Source organism: Streptomyces sp. NPDC088194, from assembly GCF_040702025.1.
Classification (GTDB): domain Bacteria; phylum Actinomycetota; class Actinomycetes; order Streptomycetales; family Streptomycetaceae; genus Actinacidiphila.
This window is the reverse complement of record NZ_JBFBIV010000039.1, coordinates 13,119-31,956: the sequence shown is the minus strand read 5'-3', so window position 1 is coordinate 31,956 and position 18,838 is coordinate 13,119. Positions and strand designations below refer to the sequence as shown.

The 18,838-nt window shown below is 72.6% G+C and carries 10 protein-coding genes; 3 read left to right on the top strand and 7 right to left on the bottom strand.

The window, feature by feature from the left end:
• Positions 1-36: 36 nt before the first annotated feature.
• The 4 genes from glgB to AB0399_RS22095 all read right to left on the bottom strand — a co-directional run bounded on the left by glgB (position 37) and on the right by AB0399_RS22095 (position 8,002).
• Entirely contained in the window at positions 37-2,520 is a 2,484-nt protein-coding gene (glgB, locus tag AB0399_RS22110; protein ID WP_366412497.1) for a 1,4-alpha-glucan branching enzyme, read from the bottom strand.
• Entirely contained in the window at positions 2,517-3,986 is a 1,470-nt protein-coding gene (locus AB0399_RS22105) for a maltokinase (protein WP_366412496.1), read from the bottom strand. The genes glgB and AB0399_RS22105 overlap by 4 nt, the downstream gene beginning before the upstream one ends.
• Before the next feature lie 333 nt (positions 3,987-4,319).
• Positions 4,320-6,020 (bottom strand): maltose alpha-D-glucosyltransferase, encoded by a 1,701-nt coding sequence (gene treS / locus AB0399_RS22100; protein ID WP_328469707.1) that lies wholly within the window; start codon positions 6,018-6,020, stop codon positions 4,320-4,322.
• A complete protein-coding gene (locus tag AB0399_RS22095; protein WP_366412495.1) occupies positions 6,017-8,002 on the bottom strand; it encodes an alpha-1,4-glucan--maltose-1-phosphate maltosyltransferase in 1,986 nt (661 codons plus the stop codon). Before AB0399_RS22095 ends, treS begins: the two co-directional genes overlap by 4 nt.
• 685 nt (positions 8,003-8,687) lie before the next feature.
• On the opposite strand from AB0399_RS22095, the gene glgP reads away from it, so the two are divergent.
• Positions 8,688-11,309, top strand: a complete 2,622-nt coding sequence (gene glgP / locus AB0399_RS22090; protein ID WP_366412494.1) for an alpha-glucan family phosphorylase — start codon at positions 8,688-8,690, stop codon at positions 11,307-11,309.
• Positions 11,310-11,398: 89 nt separating this feature from the next.
• Here glgP and AB0399_RS22085 read toward each other — a convergent pair whose 3' ends face one another.
• Together AB0399_RS22085 and AB0399_RS22080 are read right to left on the bottom strand one after the other, a co-directional pair.
• Positions 11,399-11,614: a cold-shock protein gene (locus tag AB0399_RS22085; RefSeq protein ID WP_328469713.1), complete on the bottom strand. Its 216-nt coding sequence runs from the start codon at positions 11,612-11,614 to the stop codon at positions 11,399-11,401.
• A gap of 119 nt (positions 11,615-11,733) precedes the next feature.
• Positions 11,734-13,344, bottom strand: a complete 1,611-nt coding sequence (locus AB0399_RS22080; RefSeq protein ID WP_366412510.1) for a M4 family metallopeptidase — start codon at positions 13,342-13,344, stop codon at positions 11,734-11,736.
• A gap of 529 nt (positions 13,345-13,873) precedes the next feature.
• On the opposite strand from AB0399_RS22080, the gene AB0399_RS22075 reads away from it, so the two are divergent.
• Entirely contained in the window at positions 13,874-15,601 is a 1,728-nt protein-coding gene (locus AB0399_RS22075; RefSeq protein ID WP_329364455.1) for an ABC transporter ATP-binding protein, read from the top strand.
• A complete protein-coding gene (locus AB0399_RS22070) occupies positions 15,601-17,583 on the top strand; it encodes an ABC transporter ATP-binding protein (protein WP_366412493.1) in 1,983 nt (660 codons plus the stop codon). The genes AB0399_RS22075 and AB0399_RS22070 overlap by 1 nt, the downstream gene beginning before the upstream one ends.
• Positions 17,584-17,835: 252 nt before the next feature.
• On the opposite strand, the gene AB0399_RS22065 is transcribed toward AB0399_RS22070, so the two are convergent.
• Positions 17,836-18,771 (bottom strand): SDR family oxidoreductase, encoded by a 936-nt coding sequence (locus tag AB0399_RS22065; protein ID WP_366412492.1) that lies wholly within the window; start codon positions 18,769-18,771, stop codon positions 17,836-17,838.
• Positions 18,772-18,838 lie beyond the last annotated feature (67 nt).

The following is an 18,838-nucleotide window of genomic DNA, read 5'->3' as shown; positions in this document are numbered from 1 at the left end:
GGCCGGCGCGGCGCGGCCACCCGCGGCGCGGCCGGCTCAGTCGATGGCCGGCCGCAGCCAGACCGTGGCGAGCGGCGGGACGGTCACCGCGATGCTGTGGCGCCGGCCGTGCCAGGGCGACGGCTCGCTCTTGACCGGCCCCTCCACCCGCACGCCGCTGCCGCCGTACCGGGTCTCGTCGGTGTTGAGCACCGCGGTCCAGACCCCTTCGGGGCAGCCGAGCCGGTAGTCCTGGCGGACCACCGGGGAGAAGTTGCTGACGCACATCAGCGGGCGCCCGGCGGTGTCGTAGCGCAGGAAGGACAGCGTGTTGTCCTCCGCGGCGCCGCCGTCGATCCACTCGAAGCCGCCCGGGTCGGTGTCGCGCTGCCACAGCGCGGGCGTCGCGGTGTAGACCGCGTTGAGGTCGCGCACCAGGTCGCGCACCCCGCGGTGGTCGCCGGCCGCGGAGTAGGTCTCGTCCAGCAGCCACCAGTCCGGGCCGCTCTCGTGCGACCACTCCGCGCCCTGGGCGAACTCCTGCCCCATGAAGAGCAGTTGCTTGCCCGGGTGGGCCCACATGTAGCCGAGGTAGGCGCGGTGGTCGGCCCGCCGCTGCCACCAGTCGCCGGGCATCTTCTCGACCAGCGCCCGCTTGCCGTGCACCACCTCGTCGTGCGAGATGGGCAGGACGTAGTTCTCGCTGTACGCGTACACCATCGAGAACGTCATCTCGTTGTGGTGGTACTTGCGGTGCACCGGCTCGTGCGCCATGTACTCCAGCGTGTCGTGCATCCAGCCCATGTTCCACTTCAGGCCGAAGCCGAGGCCGCCGAAGCCGGTCGGGCCGACCTGGTGGGTGGGGCGGGTGACACCGTCCCACGCGGTGGACTCCTCGGCGATGGTGACCGCGCCGGGGCAGCGCCGGTAGACGGTGGCGTTCATCTCCTGGAGGAAGGCCACCGCGTCCAGGTTCTCCCGGCCGCCGTACACGTTGGGCAGCCAGTCGTCGCCCTCCCGGGAGTAGTCGAGGTAGAGCATCGAGGCCACCGCGTCGACCCGCAGGCCGTCGATGTGGAACTCCTCGCACCAGTACACCGCGTTGGCCACCAGGAAGTTGCGGACCTCGGTGCGGCCGAAGTCGAACTCCAGGGTGCCCCAGTCGGGGTGCTCGGCGCGGCGCGGGTCGGCCGGTTCGTACAGCGGCTCCCCGTCGAACCGGGCCAGCGCCCACTCGTCCTTCGGGAAGTGCGCCGGCACCCAGTCCATGATCACGCCGATGCCGGCCCGGTGCAGCGCGTCCACCAGGAACCGGAAGTCGTCCGGCGAGCCCAGCCGCGAGGTCGGGGCGTAGTAGGAGGTGACCTGGTACCCCCACGAGCCGCCGAAGGGGTGCTCGGCGACCGGCATCAACTCCACGTGGGTGAAGCCGAGTTCCTGCACGTAGGCGGGCAACTGCTCGGCCAGGCCGCGGTAGTCCAGGCCCGGCCGCCAGGAGGGCAGGTGCACCTCGTACACCGACAGCGGGGCGCGGTGCAGCGGGGTGTCCGCGCGGTGCGCCATCCACTCCGCGTCGTTCCAGTCGTACGACGACCGCGTGACGATCGACGCGGTGGCCGGCGGGAGTTCGGTGGCGCGGGCCATCGGGTCGGCCTTCATGCCGCGCGAGCCGTCCGGGCGGGTGATCTCGTACTTGTAGGCGGTGCCGGGGCCGATGCCCGGGACGAACAGCTCCCACACGCCCGACGAGCCCAGCGAGCGCATCGGCAGTCCGGTGCCGTCCCAGAAGTTGAAGTCCGCGGCCAGCCGCACCCCGCGCGCGTTCGGCGCCCACACCGCGAAACGGGTGCCGGCCACCCCGCCGTGCGTCATCGGCTCCGAGCCCAGCGCCTTCCACAGCTGCTCGTGCCGGCCCTCACCGATCAGGTGCAGGTCCAACTCGCCGAGCGAGGGCAGGAACCGGTACGGGTCGTCGACCACCAGCTCGCCCGCGTCGTACGTCACCGCGAGCTGGTACCGCGTCGGCACGTCGGCGAGGGGGAGCAGCGCGGAGAACAATCCGTCGCCCTCCGCGGCCAGTTCGCTGCGTTCCCCGTCCACGACGACCGCGACGGATCGGGCGAACGGGCGCAGGGCCCGGAACCGGAGGCCCCCCGGCTCGGGGTGCGCTCCCAGCAGCGCGTGCGGGTCGTGGTGGGCGCCGTTGAGCAGCCGCCACTTCTCGTCAGGGCTGAGCCCGGAGCCGTCGCCGGCGGTGCCCTCGCCCTTCGGGGTGGCCGCTCCCCGATCTCCCGGGGTGCCCCCGGCGCCCCTGCCGGCAGCGCCGTTGCCGTTCTGGGTGGCCGCCACCGTCCCGGTGGGGCGGTTCGGTTCGTCCCGGACCACCTGCCCGGTGGGGGGCTTGTCGCGCGGTTCCCCGCGGGCCGGGCCGCCCGAGGCGGCGGGGTGGGGGGTGGTGGCGTCGTAGCCGCGGGCGGCGGCTTCCGGGAGGGCGCCGTCACCGGCGGACGGCTGGCGCGGGGGCTGTGCGGCGGGGGTCACGGCGAGCACTCCTCGGATTCGGACGCGGACAGGGGTGACGGGGCCGGCGACGCGGCCAGGCGGGCCAGGGCGGAGAGCGGGATGGGCAGCCAGGCGGGACGGTGCCGGGCCTCGTACCGGGCCTCGTACACCGCCTTGTCGGTCTCGAAGGCCCGTATCAGCACGGGCTGTTCGCGCGGATCGGTGCCGGCGACCCCGGCGTACCCGGCGCAGAACGCGTCGCGGTGCCGGGCGGCCCAGGGGCCGTTGCCGCTGTGGTGGGCGGCGTAGTCGAAGGACCTCAGCATGCCGGCGACGTCCTGGACCGGGGGCGCGGGGCGGCGCCGCTCGGCCAGCGGGCGGGCCGGCTCGCCCTCGAAGTCGATCAGCACCCACTCGCCGTCCGGCCCGCGCAGCGCCTGGCCGAGGTGCAGGTCGCCGTGGATGCGCTGGGCGATCACCACCCCGCCGGGACCGGTGCCCGCGCCGAGCTTGGCGAGGTCGTCGTAGGCGGAGCGGAGCGCGCCCGCGAAGGGGCGGACCGCGGGCACTTCGGCGGCGGTCTCCTCCAGCCGCCGGGTCATCGCGGCGGCGACCCGCTCCAGCGCGCGGCCGTCGAGCCGGTGCACCGGCAGGGCCGAGGCGAGCGCCTGGTGCACCTCGGCGGTGGCCCGGCCGAGCGCGGCCGCCTCGGCCCGGAAGTCGCCGTCCTCGGCCACCGACGCCAGCGCGAGCGCCCACCCGTCGGACGAGCCGGGCAGGAAGCGCTGGAGCACCCCGAGGGTGGTCGGCTCCCGGCCCTGCGCCGGGGCGCTGTCGCCGTCGTCGCCGTCCAGCCCCTCGAACCACGCCACCGGCTCGGCCACCCGCCGCGACCCGGCCCGGGCCAGCGCCAGCGACAGTTCCAGGTCCGGGTTGGTGCCGGGCGAGACCCGGCGGAAGAGCTTGAGGATGTAGCGGTCGCCGTAGACCACGGAGGTGTTGGACTGCTCCGCGGTCGACACCCGGGGGGCCAGCCCGGGCGGGAACTCGGCGGTCGGCTCGGTGGTGAAGCGCAGGTCCCCGCTGCGGCCGGGCAGTTTGAGCCGTTCCAGCAGAAGTGCGGCCATTCGGGGGTCGTGCGGTGCGTCGTAGAGGGTCAGCCCGTCGTACGGGCCGCCGACGGCCGGGCCGAGGGCGGTGCGCACCAGCGCGGACGGCAGCAGCGGATGCGCGCCGAGCAGGAGTTGGTAGCAGTCCGGCGGCCGGCCGGGCTGCTCCACGTCGACCAGGACGTGCAGCAGGCCGAGCGGGCCGAGTCGGCCACCCGGGGGAACCAGTTCGGTCGCGGCGGCCAGCCGGAAGTCACCGATCGGCAGGCCCTTGCCGGCGAACCAGCGCTGTCTCGGCAGCCAGCCGCGCAGCAGCGGGTCGAGGGAGCGAAGCAGCCCCGGCACGAGATCGCGGCCGGTGACGGCGGGGACACGGGTCCAGGAGCTGTCCGACATGACGTCCTTTCCCCGGGGGAGTCGCGCACCCTGCCGCTGGGTCGAGCGGCGGATGCGCCAGCCTCCCGGATGACGGGTTCGGGCTGTCCGGCGACACGGGGAGCCTGCCCCGGCCGGGTGACAGGAAACCGCCGTACGGGCTGCTGCGGGTTTCGCTTGATCGTCCCAAAGGTGCGGGCCCCCCGCACCTCGGGCGCGGGAACGTAACCTCCCGGCGGTCGGACGTAACCGTCCGGGTGACGGAACGTTACGCCGAGGGGCCGGTCGAGCCCGGGGGAGCCGGGGGAGCCGGGGGAGCGGCCCAGTGGGGGCCGGTCCGCCCGGCCCCCGCCGTCAGGACGGGTCGCGCCGCAGCCGGAACCAGTAGAAGCCGTGTCCGGCCAGGGTGAGCAGGTACGGCAGTTGGCCGATCGCCGGGAAGCGCACCCCGCCGATCAGCTCCACCGGGTGGCGGCCCGCGAACTGCCGCAGGTCCAGCTCGGTGGGCTGGGCGAAGCGGGAGAAGTTGTTCACGCACAGCACCAGGTCGTCGCCGTCCTCCCGCAGGAAGGCGAGCACCGCCGGGTTGCTCGACGGCAGTTCGGTGAAGGAGCCGACGCCGAACGCCCGGTTCTGCTTGCGGATCTCGATCATCCGCCGGGTCCAGTGCAGCAGCGAGCTGGGGGAGCTCATCTGCGCCTCGACGTTGGTGACCTGGTAGCCGTAGACCGGGTCCATGATGGTCGGCAGGTAGAGCCGGCCGGGGTCGGAGGAGGAGAACCCGGCGTTGCGGTCCGGCGTCCACTGCATGGGGGTGCGCACCCCGTCGCGGTCACCGAGCCAGATGTTGTCGCCCATCCCGATCTCGTCGCCGTAGTAGAGGATCGGCGAGCCGGGCAGGGACAGCAGCAGCGCGGTGAACAGCTCGATCTGGTTGCGGTCGTTGTCCAGCAGCGGGGCCAGCCGGCGCCGGATGCCGATGTTGGCGCGCATCCGCGGGTCCTTGGCGTACTCCGCGTACATGTAGTCGCGCTCTTCGTCGGTGACCATCTCCAGCGTCAACTCGTCGTGGTTGCGCAGGAAGATGCCCCACTGGCAGTTCGCCGGGATGGCCGGGGTCTTGGCGAGCACCTCGGAGACCGGGTAGCGCGACTCGCGGCGCACCGCCATGAAGATCCGCGGCATCACCGGGAAGTGGAACGCCATGTGGCACTCGTCGCCGCCGGCCGGGAAGTCGCCGAAGTAGTCGACCACGTCCTCCGGCCACTGGTTCGCCTCGGCGAGCAGCACGGTGTCCGGGTAGTGCGCGTCGATCTCGGCGCGCACCTTCTTCAGGAAGCTGTGGGTGCGCGGCAGGTTCTCGCAGTTGCTGCCCTCCTCCTGGTAGAGGTAGGGCACGGCGTCCAGCCGGAAGCCGTCGATGCCCAGGTCAAGCCAGAACTTCAGGGCGGCCAGGATCTCCTCCTGCACCTGCGGGTTCTCGTAGTTGAGATCCGGCTGGTGGGAGAAGAAGCGGTGCCAGTAGTACTGCTTGCGGACCGGGTCGAAGGTCCAGTTCGACGTCTCGGTGTCCACGAAGATGACCCGGGCGTCGGAGAACTGCTTGTCGTCGTCCGCCCAGGTGTAGTAGTCGCCGTACGGCCCGTCCGGATCGCTGCGGGACGCCTGGAACCACGGGTGCTGGTCGCTGGTGTGGTTCATGACGAAGTCGATGATGACGCGCATGCCGCGCTGGTGGGTGGCGTCCACGAACTCCACGAAGTCGGCGAGGTCGCCGAACTCCGGCAGTACCGCGGTGTAGTCCGCGACGTCGTATCCGCCGTCCCGCAGGGGGGAGGCGAAGAACGGCGGCAGCCACAGGCAGTCCACGCCGAGCCATTGCAGGTAGTCGAGTTTGGCGGTGATCCCCTTCAGGTCGCCGACGCCGTCGCCGTTGCTGTCCTGGAACGAGCGGACGAGGACTTCGTAGAACACCGCCCGTTTGAACCATTCGGGATCACGGTCCTTGGCCGGCGTGTCCTCGAACGTGTCAGGAACGGGTTCGTTGACGATCAACTGAGTGACCCTCCGATCGATGGAGACGGTCGCAGCGACAGGACGTGCGCGGGCGCGCGGCCCGGTTCAAGGCGCACATAGTTGTCCCTGCCCCAGTGGTAGGTCTGACCGGATAGCTCGTCGCGTACCGGGAACGACTCGTGCCAGGAGAGCCCGAGCGCCGCCATGTCCAACGACACGGTGGCCTCCTGGGTGTGGAAGGGGTCCAGGTTGACGACCACCAGTACGACGTCGTCGCCGTGCCGCTTGGAGAACGCGAGCAGGGCTTCGTTGTCCACCGGGTGGAACGTGATGTCCCGCAGCTGCCGAAGCGCCGGGTGACGGCGGCGCAGCCGGTTGAGCGTGGTGAGCAGCGGGGCCAGCGAGCGCCCCTCGGCCTCGGCCTTTGCCCAGTCACGCGGCCGCAGTTCGTACTTCTCGGAGTCGGCGTACTCCTCGCTGCCGGGGTGCGCGGGGGTGCCCTCGCACAGCTCGAATCCCGCGTAGACGCCCCAGCTCGGAGAGAGGGTGGCGGCGAGCACGGCGCGGGTCTCGAAGGCCGGCCGGCCGCCGTTCTGCAGGTAGGCGTGCAGGATGTCGGGGGTGTTCACGAAGAAGTTCGGCCGCATGTGGGCCGCGCTGTCCCCGCTCAGCTCCCGCAGGTAGTCGGTGAGTTCGGCGCGGCTGTTGCGCCAGGTGAAGTAGGTGTACGACTGCTGGAAGCCGATCTTGCCGAGGGTGGCCATCATCGCCGGGCGGGTGAACGCCTCGGCGAGGAAGATCACGTCGGGATCGGTCCGGTTGATGTCGGCGATCACCTTCTCCCAGAAGACCACGGGCTTGGTGTGCGGGTTGTCCACCCGGAAGATCCGGACGCCGTGCGCCATCCAGTGCCGCAGCACCCGCAGCGTCTCCCGCACGATGCCGGCGAAGTCCTGGTCGAAGGCGATCGGGTAGATGTCCTGGTACTTCTTCGGCGGGTTCTCCGCGTAGGCGATGGTGCCGTCGGCGCGGTGCGCGAACCACTCCGGGTGCTTCTCCACCCAGGGGTGGTCCGGCGAGCACTGCAGGGCGAAGTCGAGGGCGACCTCCAGGCGCAGGTCGCGGGCGCGGGCCACGAAGTGGTCGAAGTCGGCGAGGGTGCCCAGGTCCGGGTGGACCGCGTCGTGGCCGCCCTCGGGCGAGCCGATCGCCCACGGCGAGCCGACATCGTCGGGCCCGGGGGTCAGGCTGTTGTTGCGGCCCTTGCGGAACGCGGAGCCGATCGGGTGGATCGGCGGCAGGTACACCACGTCGAAGCCCATCGCGGCCACCGCGGGCAGCCGCTCGGCGGCGGTACGGAAGGTGCCCGAGCGCAGCCGCCCGTCCGGCCCGGCGGTCGCGCCCTCCGAGCGCGGGAAGAACTCGTACCAGGACCCGAACAGGGCGCGCTCGCGCTCGACGTGCAGCGGCATCGGCCGGGAGGCGCTGACCAGTTCGCGCAGCGGGAAGCGGTCCAGCGCCGCCACCACCTCGGGGGCCAGCGCGGCGGCGTGCCGGGCGGACGGGGCGAGGGCGGAGTCGCGCAGCACGTCCACCGCGGCGAGCACCGCGGGCCGGCCGTCGCCCTTGGGCACTCCGGCCGCGGCCCTTTCGTACAGGTGCGCGCCCTCGGCGAGCACCAGTTCGGTGTCGATGCCGGCCGGGATCTTGATGCCCGCGGTGTGCCGCCAGGTCGCCACCGGGTCCGACCACGCCTCGACCGTGTACGTCCAGCGCCCTTCGGCCGTCGGAGTGATGTGCGCCCCCCACCGGTCGGTGCCCGGCGCCAGCTCCCGCATCGGCGTCCACGGTCCGGACCGGCCGGAGCCGTCGCGCAGCACCACGTTCGCGGCCACCGCGTCATGGCCCTCGCGGAAGACGGTGGCGGTCACCTGGAACCGCTCACCGACCACCGCTTTGGCGGGCCTTCTGCCGCAGTCCACACTCGGCTGGACATCGACGACGGGGATACGACCGATCATTTCCTCACCTGACAGCTCGGTACGGGACGGACTCGACTGACGCGCGGGTGACTTCGGTGCACGGGGTATCCGGGACTGCCCGGGGACGGGAGCCTCGCTACTTTTTAACTGTTCTTGGCCGAACCGGCTCGCCTGCGGGGCCCCTCCGGGAGGGGTTCACCCGGGTGGCTGCCGGTGCGGTGCGGTGCGGTGCGGTGCGGTGCGGTGCGGTGCTGGTGCTGGTGCTGGTGCTGATGCGGTGCCGGTGCAGTGCTGGTGCGGTGCCGCATACGTCCGAGCCTGCCCACGCTTCCCGGACTGAACGCCCCCTCTGACGCCGTTTCGGTAGCGCGCGGCGAGTGCGCGCGTTCGTGGTGACCGATCCGCCGACCGGCCGCACCCCTTACGCACGCTCGGTGTGAGAGCTTCACGCCCCTTTGCGCGCCCCCGCGTACGCCTGCGGGTGGGCGAACGCCGCCGGTGAGCCGCTCGCACGCCGTCTCGTTCCAGCCACCAGCATCGCACCCCCTCGGTACCACCGCAGCCCTCCCCTGCCTGCGGTGGACGTGCCCGCCGACCGGTCTCGAACGCGCCCGCGCCCAGGCCCGTCAGGCGTTCGCTTCCGTGAGCCTCCGTTCGGGCGTTTGGCCCTGGAGATCGTGGACAACCGGCCCGCCCCCCGGCCCACCGGGCTACGGTCGAAGGCGTGAAGGCAATCCGTCGATTCACCGTGCGCACCGTCCTGCCGGAACCTCTGCGCCCGCTGGGGGAACTGGCCGCGAACCTACGCTGGTCCTGGCACGAGGAGACCAGGGAGCTGTTCCGCAGCGTCCACCCCGAAGGCTGGCGGGCCGCCCAGGGCGATCCGGTCCGGCTGCTCGGCTCGGTCTCCAAGGAGCGGCTGGCCGCGCTCGCCGGCGACCGCCGCTTCCTGCGCCGGCTGACCGCCGCCGCGGAGGACCTCGCGGACTACACCGCCGGGCCCCGCTGGTACCAGGAGCAGAGCGATTTGCCCGCCGCCGTCGGCTACTTCTCACCCGAGTTCGGCATCACCTGGGCGCTGCCGCAGTACAGCGGCGGCCTGGGCATCCTCGCCGGAGACCACCTCAAGGCCGCCAGCGACCTGGGCGTGCCGCTGATCGGCGTCGGCCTGCTCTACCGGCACGGCTACTTCCGGCAGAGCCTGTCCCGCGAGGGCTGGCAGCAGGAGCAGTACCCCGTCCTCGACCCCAACTCGCTGCCGGTCAGCCCGCTGCGCGAGGCCGACGGCACCCCGGCCCGGGTCGCCCTCGCGCTGCCCGGCGGCCGGACGCTGACCGCGCGGATCTGGACCGTCCAGGTCGGCCGGGTGCCGCTGCTGCTGCTCGACTCCGACGTCGAGCCCAACCAGCCCGCCGAACGCGACGTCACCGACCGGCTCTACGGCGGCGGCAGCGAGCACCGCCTGCTCCAGGAGATGCTGCTCGGCATCGGCGGGGTCCGCGCGGTCCGCGCCTACTGCCGGATCACCGGCCACCTGGAGCCCGAGGTCTTCCACACCAACGAGGGCCACGCCGGCTTCCTCGGCCTGGAGCGGATCAGGGAGCTGTCCCACGAGGGGCTCGACTTCGACGCGGCCCTGGAGGCGGTGCGGGCCGGCACCGTGTTCACCACCCACACCCCGGTCCCGGCCGGCATCGACCGCTTCACCCGCGACCTGGTCGCCCGCCACCTCGGCGACGGCGGCGAGCTGCCCGGCGTGGACGTCGGCCGGATTCTCGAACTCGGCCGCGAGACCTACCCCGGCGGCGACCCCGACCTGTTCAACATGGCGGTGATGGGCCTGCGGCTGGCCCAGCGCGCCAACGGCGTCTCCACGCTGCACGGGGCGGTCAGCCGGCAGATGTTCGCCGGGCTGTGGCCCGGGTTCGACCCCGAGGACGTGCCCATCACCTCGATCACCAACGGCGTGCACGCGCCCACCTGGGTGGCGCCGGAGGTGCTGCGGCTCGGCAGCCGCCAGTTCGGCGCCTCGCGCGCCGAGGACGCCCTGATGATCGGCGGCGCCGAACGCTGGGAGGCGGTCGCCGACGTGCCCGACGCCGCGGTGTGGGAGCTGCGCCGCACCCTGCGCGAGCAGCTCGTCGAGGACGTGCGCAGCCGGCTGCGCGCCTCCTGGCGGCAGCGCGGCGCGAACGACGCCGAACTGGGCTGGACCGACCACGTCCTGGACCCGGACGTGCTCACCATCGGCTTCGCCCGCCGGGTGCCCTCCTACAAGCGGCTCACCTTGATGCTGCGCGACAAGGAGCGGCTGGCCGCGATGCTGCTGCACCCGGAGCGGCCGATCCAGATCGTGGTGGCCGGCAAGGCCCACCCCGCCGACGAGGGCGGCAAGCGGCTGGTCCAGGAGCTGGTGCGGTTCACCGACGACCCCCGGGTCAGGCACCGCATCGTCTTCCTGCCCGACTACGACATGCGGATGGCCCGCACCCTCTACCCCGGTTGCGACGTCTGGCTCAACAACCCGCTGCGCCCGCTGGAGGCGTGCGGCACCTCCGGGATGAAGGCCGCGCTCAACGGCTGCCTCAACCTGTCCGTCCTCGACGGCTGGTGGGACGAGTGGTACGACGGCGAGAACGGCTGGGCGATCCCGACCGCCGACGGCGTCACCGACGAGGACCGGCGCGACGAACTGGAGGCCGCCGGGCTCTACGACCTGCTGGAGCAGCAGGTCGCCCCGCGCTTCTACGACCAGGGCAGGAACGGCCTGCCGCAGCGCTGGGTCCAGATGGTCCGGCACACCCTGAGCACGCTGGGCCCCAAGGTGCTCGCCGGGCGGATGGTCCGCGACTACGTCCGGCAGCTCTACGCCCCGGCGGCCCGCTCGCACCGGGCCGTGCGCGGCCCGGCCGCGGCCGAACTCGCGCAGTGGAAGCGGCGGGTGCGCCAGGAGTGGCCGCGGGTCGCGGTCGACCACGTGGAGACCGTCGCCGCCGAGGGCGCGGTGGACGACGCCGCGGAGCTGGGCTCCACCCTCACGCTGCGGGTGCAGGTCGCGCTCGGCGGCCTCGACCCCTCCGACGTGGACGTCCAGTTGCTGTCCGGGCCGGTGGACGCCGCGGACCGGCTCACCGCGCCCGCGGTGCAGTCACTCAAGCCGGTGACGCGCGCCGACGTGGCGGGCCGCTACACCTTCGAGGGACCGCTCACCCTGGACCGGACCGGCGCCTTCGGCTACACCGCCCGGGTGCTGCCGGCCCATCCGCTGATGGCGACCCCGGCCGAGCTGGGCCTGGTCGCGGTCCCGCCGGAGACCGAGGGCATGACGGCGGGCGTGCTGCGCTAGCGAAGCGCCCCGGGCAGGGGGGAGGCCCGCACCGATGTGCGTGGTGCGGGCCTCCGCTCAGCCACTGGGGTGAAGCCGGACGGCGGTCCTCAGACCGCGCTGTCGAGCATGCGGATGTTCTCCGCCTGCGGGCCCTTGTTGCCTTGGGTGACGTCGAACTCCACCTTCTGACCCTCCAGCAGCTCCCGGTAGCCGGTGGCCATGATGTTGGAGTAGTGGGCGAAGACGTCGGAGCCGCCGCCGTCCTGCTCGATGAAGCCGAAGCCCTTTTCCGAGTTGAACCACTTCACGGTTCCGGTTGCCATAATCCATCTCCTACGGGGTGGTGCGGGTTTCCAGAACCGCACTGTACGGAATCGGGCCCCTGGGGATGATCACCCCACACCGGTGGAAACCGGCAAAAATCACTCCGGCTGACGGCCGATCAGTCGACCCGGCTGCCGACGCCGATCGCCGCCCAGGTGTCGGCCACCGTGTTGTACGTGGCGCTGCCCGCGCCCCACAGGTCGGCCGCGGCCTGGAGGGACTGGGTCCGGGCCTTGGCGTAGTTGGTGGTCGAGGTGAAGTGCTCGGTCAGCGAGGTGTACCAGAGCTTGAGCGCGTTGTCCCGGCCGATGCCCGGCACCGACTGGTTGTCGTAGGTCGGGCTGTTGTACGACACCCCGTTGACCACCTTGGCGCCGCTGCCCTCGGAGAGCAGGTAGAAGAAGTGGTTGGCCGGGCCGGAGGAGTAGTGCACGTCCAGGCCGCCGAGGCTGGAGGACCAGTAGTCCTTGGAGGCGCCGTCCTTGCTGGGCTTGTCCATGTAGCGCAGCGGTGAGCCGTCGCCGTTGATGTCGATCTTCTCGCCGATCAGGTAGTCGCCCGGGTCGGTGGCGTTGTCGGCGTAGAACTCCACGCCGGTGCCGAAGATGTCGGAGGTGGCCTCGTTGAGGCCGCCGGACTCACCGGAGTAGTTCAGGCCCGCGGTGGCCGCGGTGACGCCGTGGCTCATCTCGTGGCCGGCCACGTCGATCGCGGTCAGCGGGTGGGCGTTGCCCGAGCCGTCGCCGTAGGTCATGCAGAAGCAGGAGTCGTCCCAGAAGGCGTTGACGTAGTTGTTGCCGTAGTGGGTGCTGGAGTACGCGGCCCGGCCGTCGTCGGCGATGCCGTTGCGGCCGAAGGTGTTCTTGTAGAAGTCCCACGTCTCCTGGGCGCCGTAGGCCGCGTCCACGCCGGCGGTCTGCGCGGTGGTGCCCTTGCCGTCGCCCCACACGTCGTCGGTGTCGGTGAAGAGGGTGCCCTTGCCGGAGCTGGCGTGGTTCAGGTTGTACGTGCTGTGGCCGCCGCGGCTGCCGTCGGTCAGCGCGTAGGACGAGCCGGACTTGGTGGTGGTGATGTTCACCTGGCCGCTGTACTCGCTGTTGCCGACGCTGTTCTCTATGCCCTGGTACTGGTAGAGCTTCGCGCCGGTGGTGGCGTCGGTGATGACGTGCAGCTCGTTCGGGGTGCCGTCGTCCTGGAGGCCGCCGACCACCGACTCCCAGGCGAGCGTCGGGGTGCCGCTCGCCGCCCAGACCACCTTGCGGGGTGCTGCCGACGCGGTGGGGGCGGCCGCGCCCGCGGCCTTCGCGGCGCTCAGGGCGTACGACCGGGCGGAGGAGGCGCTCCTGGCCGCGGTCTCGGTGGGCACCGCGATCGTCGCGTCGGTGGCCCGGTCCACGCTGGTGGTGCGGCCGGCCGCGTCCGTCGCCACGACGAGGTCGCCGCCGAGCACCGGCAGGCCGTCGTAGGTGCGCTCGTAGCGGGTGTGCAGGCTGCCGTCGGCGGCCTTGACCACGTCCCGGACGACCAGGCGCTCCTTCGCGCCCAGGTGCAGGGACGTGGCGGTCGCGGCGCTCGCGTCCTGCGCCTGGGCGAGCAGGGTGCCGCGCTGCGCGGGGGACAGCGAGGCGGGCAGGGCGCCGGACCTCGGCTGCGCGTGGCCGCTCGCGGCGGCCGTGCTCGGGTCCGGGGCGGCGGAAGCGGTGTTCGCCGGGAGGGCCACCGCGAGCATCGCGGCGCCGGCGAGCAGGGCGCCGGCCGCGGCGCGTGCCGAGTGGGGTGGACGGGGGGTGCGGGACGTGCGGAGGGTGTGTCGCACTCGTCGCTCCTTCTGCGTCGGCCGCGGAGTGGCGGCCGGGACAGTCCGGACAGCAGGGGTTGGTGAGCCGCCGGATGGTGGGGGTGGAGAAGAGGACTGCGTGGTGCGGATGACTCCGTGGTGCTGCTGTGGAACGGGCCACAGAGTGGCATTCTTTACCTGTCCATGTCATGGCTGTGGTGCAAACTTGGCCGAAACTCGTTCGTTCACCGGGGTGTTGGGTTCGCATAACGGACAGAGGGGACGCGTGTTCGCCGCTCGATCGGTAGGGCGTACCCGGTCGCACCGGCGGGCCGTCCGGCCGGAAAACCGGATGAGGGCTGTCACAGGGTGGGCCTAGTGTCGACAAGTGACCTCTCCCACCAGCGATACGACCGCGCCGGAAAACCGCCACCGATCCACCGTCCGCTCCCTGGTCCGCCTGTGGCCGTACGTCAGACCGGTGCGGGTGAGACTGGCGGTCTCGGCGGTCGTCGCGGTGGTGGCGTCCTGCATGTCGCTGCTCATCCCTCTGGTGCTGAAGTGGATGGTCGACGGGCCGGTCCAGGACCGCGACCCGGGCGGGGTCTGGCTCGGCGGCGGGCTGGTGCTGCTGCTCGGGCTGCTGGAGGCCGGCCTGTTCGGCGTGCGGCGCTGGCTGGTGGCCCGCCCGCTGGCCCGCGTCGAGGCGGCCATGCGCAAGGACCTCTACGAGCACTTGCAACGCCTGCCGGTGGATTTCCACGACCGGTGGGCATCGGGCCAGCTGCTCTCCCGGGCCACCATGGACTTGCAGATCCTGCGGATGTTCCTCGCCTTCCCGCTGGTGTTCCTGGTGGTCAACGGGGCCACGATCCTGATCGGCTTCGCGATCCTCTTCAGCCAGTCCTGGCTGCTCGGGCTGCTGCTGCTCGCCCCGGCCGTCCCGCTGATGATCCTGTGCTCGTACTTCGAGACCAGCTACGCGCTCGCCGCCCGCCGGGCCCAGGACCAGGCCGGTGACCTCGCCACCCTCGTCGAGGAGTCCGTGCTCGGCATCCGCATCATCAAGGCGTTCGGCCGGCACCGCAGCCAGGCCGACGCCTTCCGCCGGCAGACCCGCGAACTGTGGGACACCGAGATCCACAAGGCGCGGCTGCTCTCCAACCTCTGGGCGGTCATCATGACGCTCCCGGAGATCGCGCTCGGCGCCGCGCTGGTGGTCGGCTCGCTCCAGGTCGCCGACGACAAGCTGTCGGCCGGCACCCTCGTGGCGTTCCTGTCCACCGCGCTCGCCCTGCGCTGGCCGGTCGAGTCGATCGGCTTCCTGCTCGCGATGAGCAACGAGTCGGCCACCGCCGCCGACCGCTACTTCGAGGTCTGCGACACCCCGACCGTGGCCGACGCCACCGGCACCGGCGACGACGCCCGGCCCGACGGCATCCGGCTGGAGGACGTCCGCTTCCGCTACCCCGACGCCCCGCCGCACAGCCCCGAACTGCTGCGCGGCATCGACCTGCACATCCGCCCCGGCGAGACGATGGCGCTGGTCGGCGCCACCGGCTGCGGGAAGACCAGCCTGACCGCGCTGCTGCCCCGGCTGCACCGCGCCACCGGCGGCCGGATCACCCTGGACGGCGTCGACACCGCGGGGCTGGCCGCCGACCGGCTGCGCGCGCTGGTCGCCGTCGCCTTCGAGGAGCCGACGCTCTTCTCCGCCACCGTGCGGGAGAACGTGGCGATGGGCGCGGGTCCGGGCGGCGCCGACGAGGAGGCGGTGCGGCGCGCGCTGGCCGTCGCGCAGTGCGACTTCGTGGACGCGCTGCCCCAGGGCCTGGACACCCAGGTCGGCGAGCAGGGGCTGAGCCTGTCCGGCGGGCAGCGGCAACGGCTCGCGCTGGCCAGGGCGGTGGTCGGCCGCCCGCAGTTCCTCGTGCTGGACGATCCGCTGTCCGCGCTCGACGTGCATACCGAGGCGCTGGTCGAGGCCGCGCTGCGGGACGTGCTGCGGGAGACCACCGCGCTGGTCGTCGCCCACCGGCCCTCGACGGTCATGCTCGCCGACCGCGTCGCCCTCCTCGCCGACGGCCGGATCACCGCCGTCGGCACCCACGCCGACCTGCTGCGCGACAGCGCCGAGTACCGCTATCTGATGTCGGGCGGCGCGCAGGAGCACGACGAACTCGCCGCGCTCGAAGGGAGCGACGCCTGATGACCCCCTCGGCCGCCACCACGACCGGACCCACGCCGGACGCCCCGGACCCCAAGGGCACCCAGGACTCCCAGGGTTCCGCGGACCTCACGGGCGCCGCGACCGGCACCCTCCCGGGCCCCGCGACGAGCACCGCGCCCGCCGCGCCTGCCGCCGCCGCACCCGCCGCGCCCGCGACACCCGGCGACGGCGACCCGTTCGACCGGGACGTCCTCCCCGCGCCGCGCAACGCCCAACTCCGGCTGCTGCGCTCCCTGCTGCGCCCGCACTCCAAACGGGTCTGGGCCGCGGCGATCTACCTGCTGATCCAGCAGGCCGCCGTCCAGGTCGGCCCGCTGCTGGTCGCCTACGCCATCGACCACGCCATCCCCGCGGTCCGCGACGGCCGGCACGGCCCGCTGATCGCGGTGGCCTGCGGCTACATCGGCTGCGGCCTCGCGTCCGGCGCGCTGCAACGGGTGTTCATCAGGGCCGCCGCCCGGGTCAGCCAGGACGTCCTGGTCGACCTGCGCGGGCGGATCTTCCGGCACGCCCAGACCCTCAGCCTCGACTTCCACGAGCGCTACACCTCCGGGCGGCTGATCGCCCGCGCCACCTCCGACGTCGAGTCGATCCGCGAACTGCTCAACGACGGCCTCGACGAGCTGATCGAGGTCGTGCTCTCCGCCGTCTACATCACCGCCCTGCTGCTCTTCCTGGACTGGAAGCTCGGCCTGCTCACCCTGGTGTCGTACGGCCCGCTGTACCTGGCCATCCGCAGCTACCAGGGCCGCGCCGTCGAGGCGTACCGCAGGCGCTCCACCGCGATCGCCGCGGTCATCGTGAAGTTCACCGAGACGATGAACGGCATCCGCCCGGTCAAGGCGTTCCGCCGCGAGCAGCCCAACGACGAGGCGTTCGCCGAGCTGAACGCGCGGCACTACCAGGCCAACGGCGACGCGATCCTGGAGATGGCGCGCTACGTCGTCTGGTCCCGGCTGATCGCCAACATCACCATCGCCGGGATCGTGCTGTGGGGCGCCTACCGGGTGGCCGGCGGCGGCATGGCGCTCGGCGTGCTCGCCGCGTTCGTGCTCTACCTGCGGCGGCTGTACGACCCGATCGACCGGCTCGGGATGTTCCTCAACTCCTACCAGTCCGCGGCCGCGTCGCTGGAGAAGATCGCCGGGCTGCTCGCGCAGGCGCCGACCGTGCCGGAGCCGGAGCGGCCGGAAGCGCTGCCCGCCCGCGGCGACGACGCGCTGCCCGGCCGCGAGGTCGTCTTCGACGCCGTGCGGTTCGCCTACCGCACCGGCGGCGAGGTGCTGCCCACCTTCGACCTGCGCATCCCCGCCGGGCAGACGGTCGCGGTGGTCGGCGCGACCGGCGCGGGCAAGTCCACGCTCGCGAAGCTGCTCGCCCGCTTCTACGACCCGACCGACGGCCGCGTCCTGCTCGACGGCGTGCCGCTGCGCGACCTCGCCCGGGACGACCTGCGCCAGGGCGTGGTCATGGTCACCCAGGAGGCGTTCCTCTTCTCCGGCACCGTCGCGGAGAACATCACCATCGGGCGGCCCGACGCCACCCGCGAGGAGATCGAGGCCGCGGCGAAGGCGATCGGCGCGCACGACTTCATCGCCGCCCTGCCCGACGGATACGACACCGACGTCCGCAAGCGCGGCGGCCGGATCTCGGCCGGGCAGCGCCAACTCGTCGCGTTCGCCCGGGCGCTGCTCGCCGACCCGGCCGTCCTCATCCTCGACGAGGCGACGTCCTCGCTCGACGTCCCCGGCGAACAGGCCGTCCAGCACGCCATGGACACGGTGCTGCGCGGCCGTACCGCGGTGATCATCGCGCACCGCCTGTCCACGGTGGAGATCGCCGACCGGGTCCTGGTGATGCGGGCCGGCCACGTCGTCGAGGACGGCACCCCCGCCGAACTCATCGCCGACGAGGGCCACTTCGCCGGGCTGCACCAGGCGTGGCAGGACAGCCTGGTGTAGCGCCCGCGCGCCGGCTACGGCGCAGGAGCGAGCGCCGCGCCCATCTCGTTCCTCCATGGTCCGGGGAGTGCGTCCCGGCTGGTCAACGAGCCGGGGCCGTGCCCGGTACGGGCAGCCGGCGGACATGGACGGCGCGGTGACGTGGAGAGAAGGACATAGAGAGAAGGACGTGGAGAGAAGGCGGCCCCGCCGCCGGGACAGGCCCGGGCGGGCGCTGTTCGGGTGGCGGGGCGGGGGAGAGGGGAGCGGGGGTCAGGCGGTCGGAGTGGTGAAGTAGTGGCCCTTGTCGAGGTCTTCGAGGAGGCCGGGGCCGGTCGGCTGCCAGTCGAGCAGCTCGCGGGTGCGGGCGCTGGAGACGGGGCTGTCGAGGCCGATGAAGGTGGACATCCAGGTGAAGTGGGCGTCCGCGTCGTCGGGGGCGATCGAGGCCACCGGCAGGTCGAGGTGGCGCCCGATCACCTCGGCGAGCTCGCGGATCGGCACGCCCTCGTCCGCGACGGCGTGCAGCGTCGATCCGGCGGGGGCGCTCTCCAGGGCCAGCCGGAAGAGGGTCGCGGCGTCGGAACGGTGTACGGCCGGCCAGCGGTTGGCGCCGTCGCCGACGTAGCCGGAGACGCCCTTGGCGCGGGCGGTGCCGACGATGGTGGCGAGGAAGCCGTGGTCGCCGTCTCCGTGCACCGTCGGGGGGAGGCGGACGACGGAGGAGCGCACCCCGCGCTCGGCGAGGGCGGCCGTGGCGTGCGCGTTGGCCAGGCGCTTGGCCGGACCGCCGGTCACGTGGTCGCCGACCGGGCTGCCCGCGAGGCCGTCCTGCTCGGTGGCGAGCCGGCCCGGGGACAGCCCGAGCACGCCGGACGCGATGACGAACGGCCGGTCGGAGCCGGCGAGCACCTCGCCGAAGGCGTCGATGGCGAGGCGGTCCGCGTCCGCCGCGGCCTCGAAGCCGCCGCTGAACGCGATGTCGTGCTTGAAGGCCAGGTGGATCACGCCGTCGGACTCGGCGGCCGCGTCGCGCAGCGTGTCGATGTCGTCGATCGTGCCGCGGCGCACTTCCGCGCCGGCCCGGGCGAGGGCGTCGGCCGAGGCGTCGGAGCGGGCCAGCCCGATCACCTGGTGGCCGGCGCCGAGGAGTTCCGGTACGACCGCGGAGCCGATCCAGCCGGACGCGCCGGTGATGAACACACGCATGAGGGGAGCCTCCTGGTAGGCAGGGTAGGCCGGCAGATGCCGGGTCGCGACTTCCGATGTCAGTCAC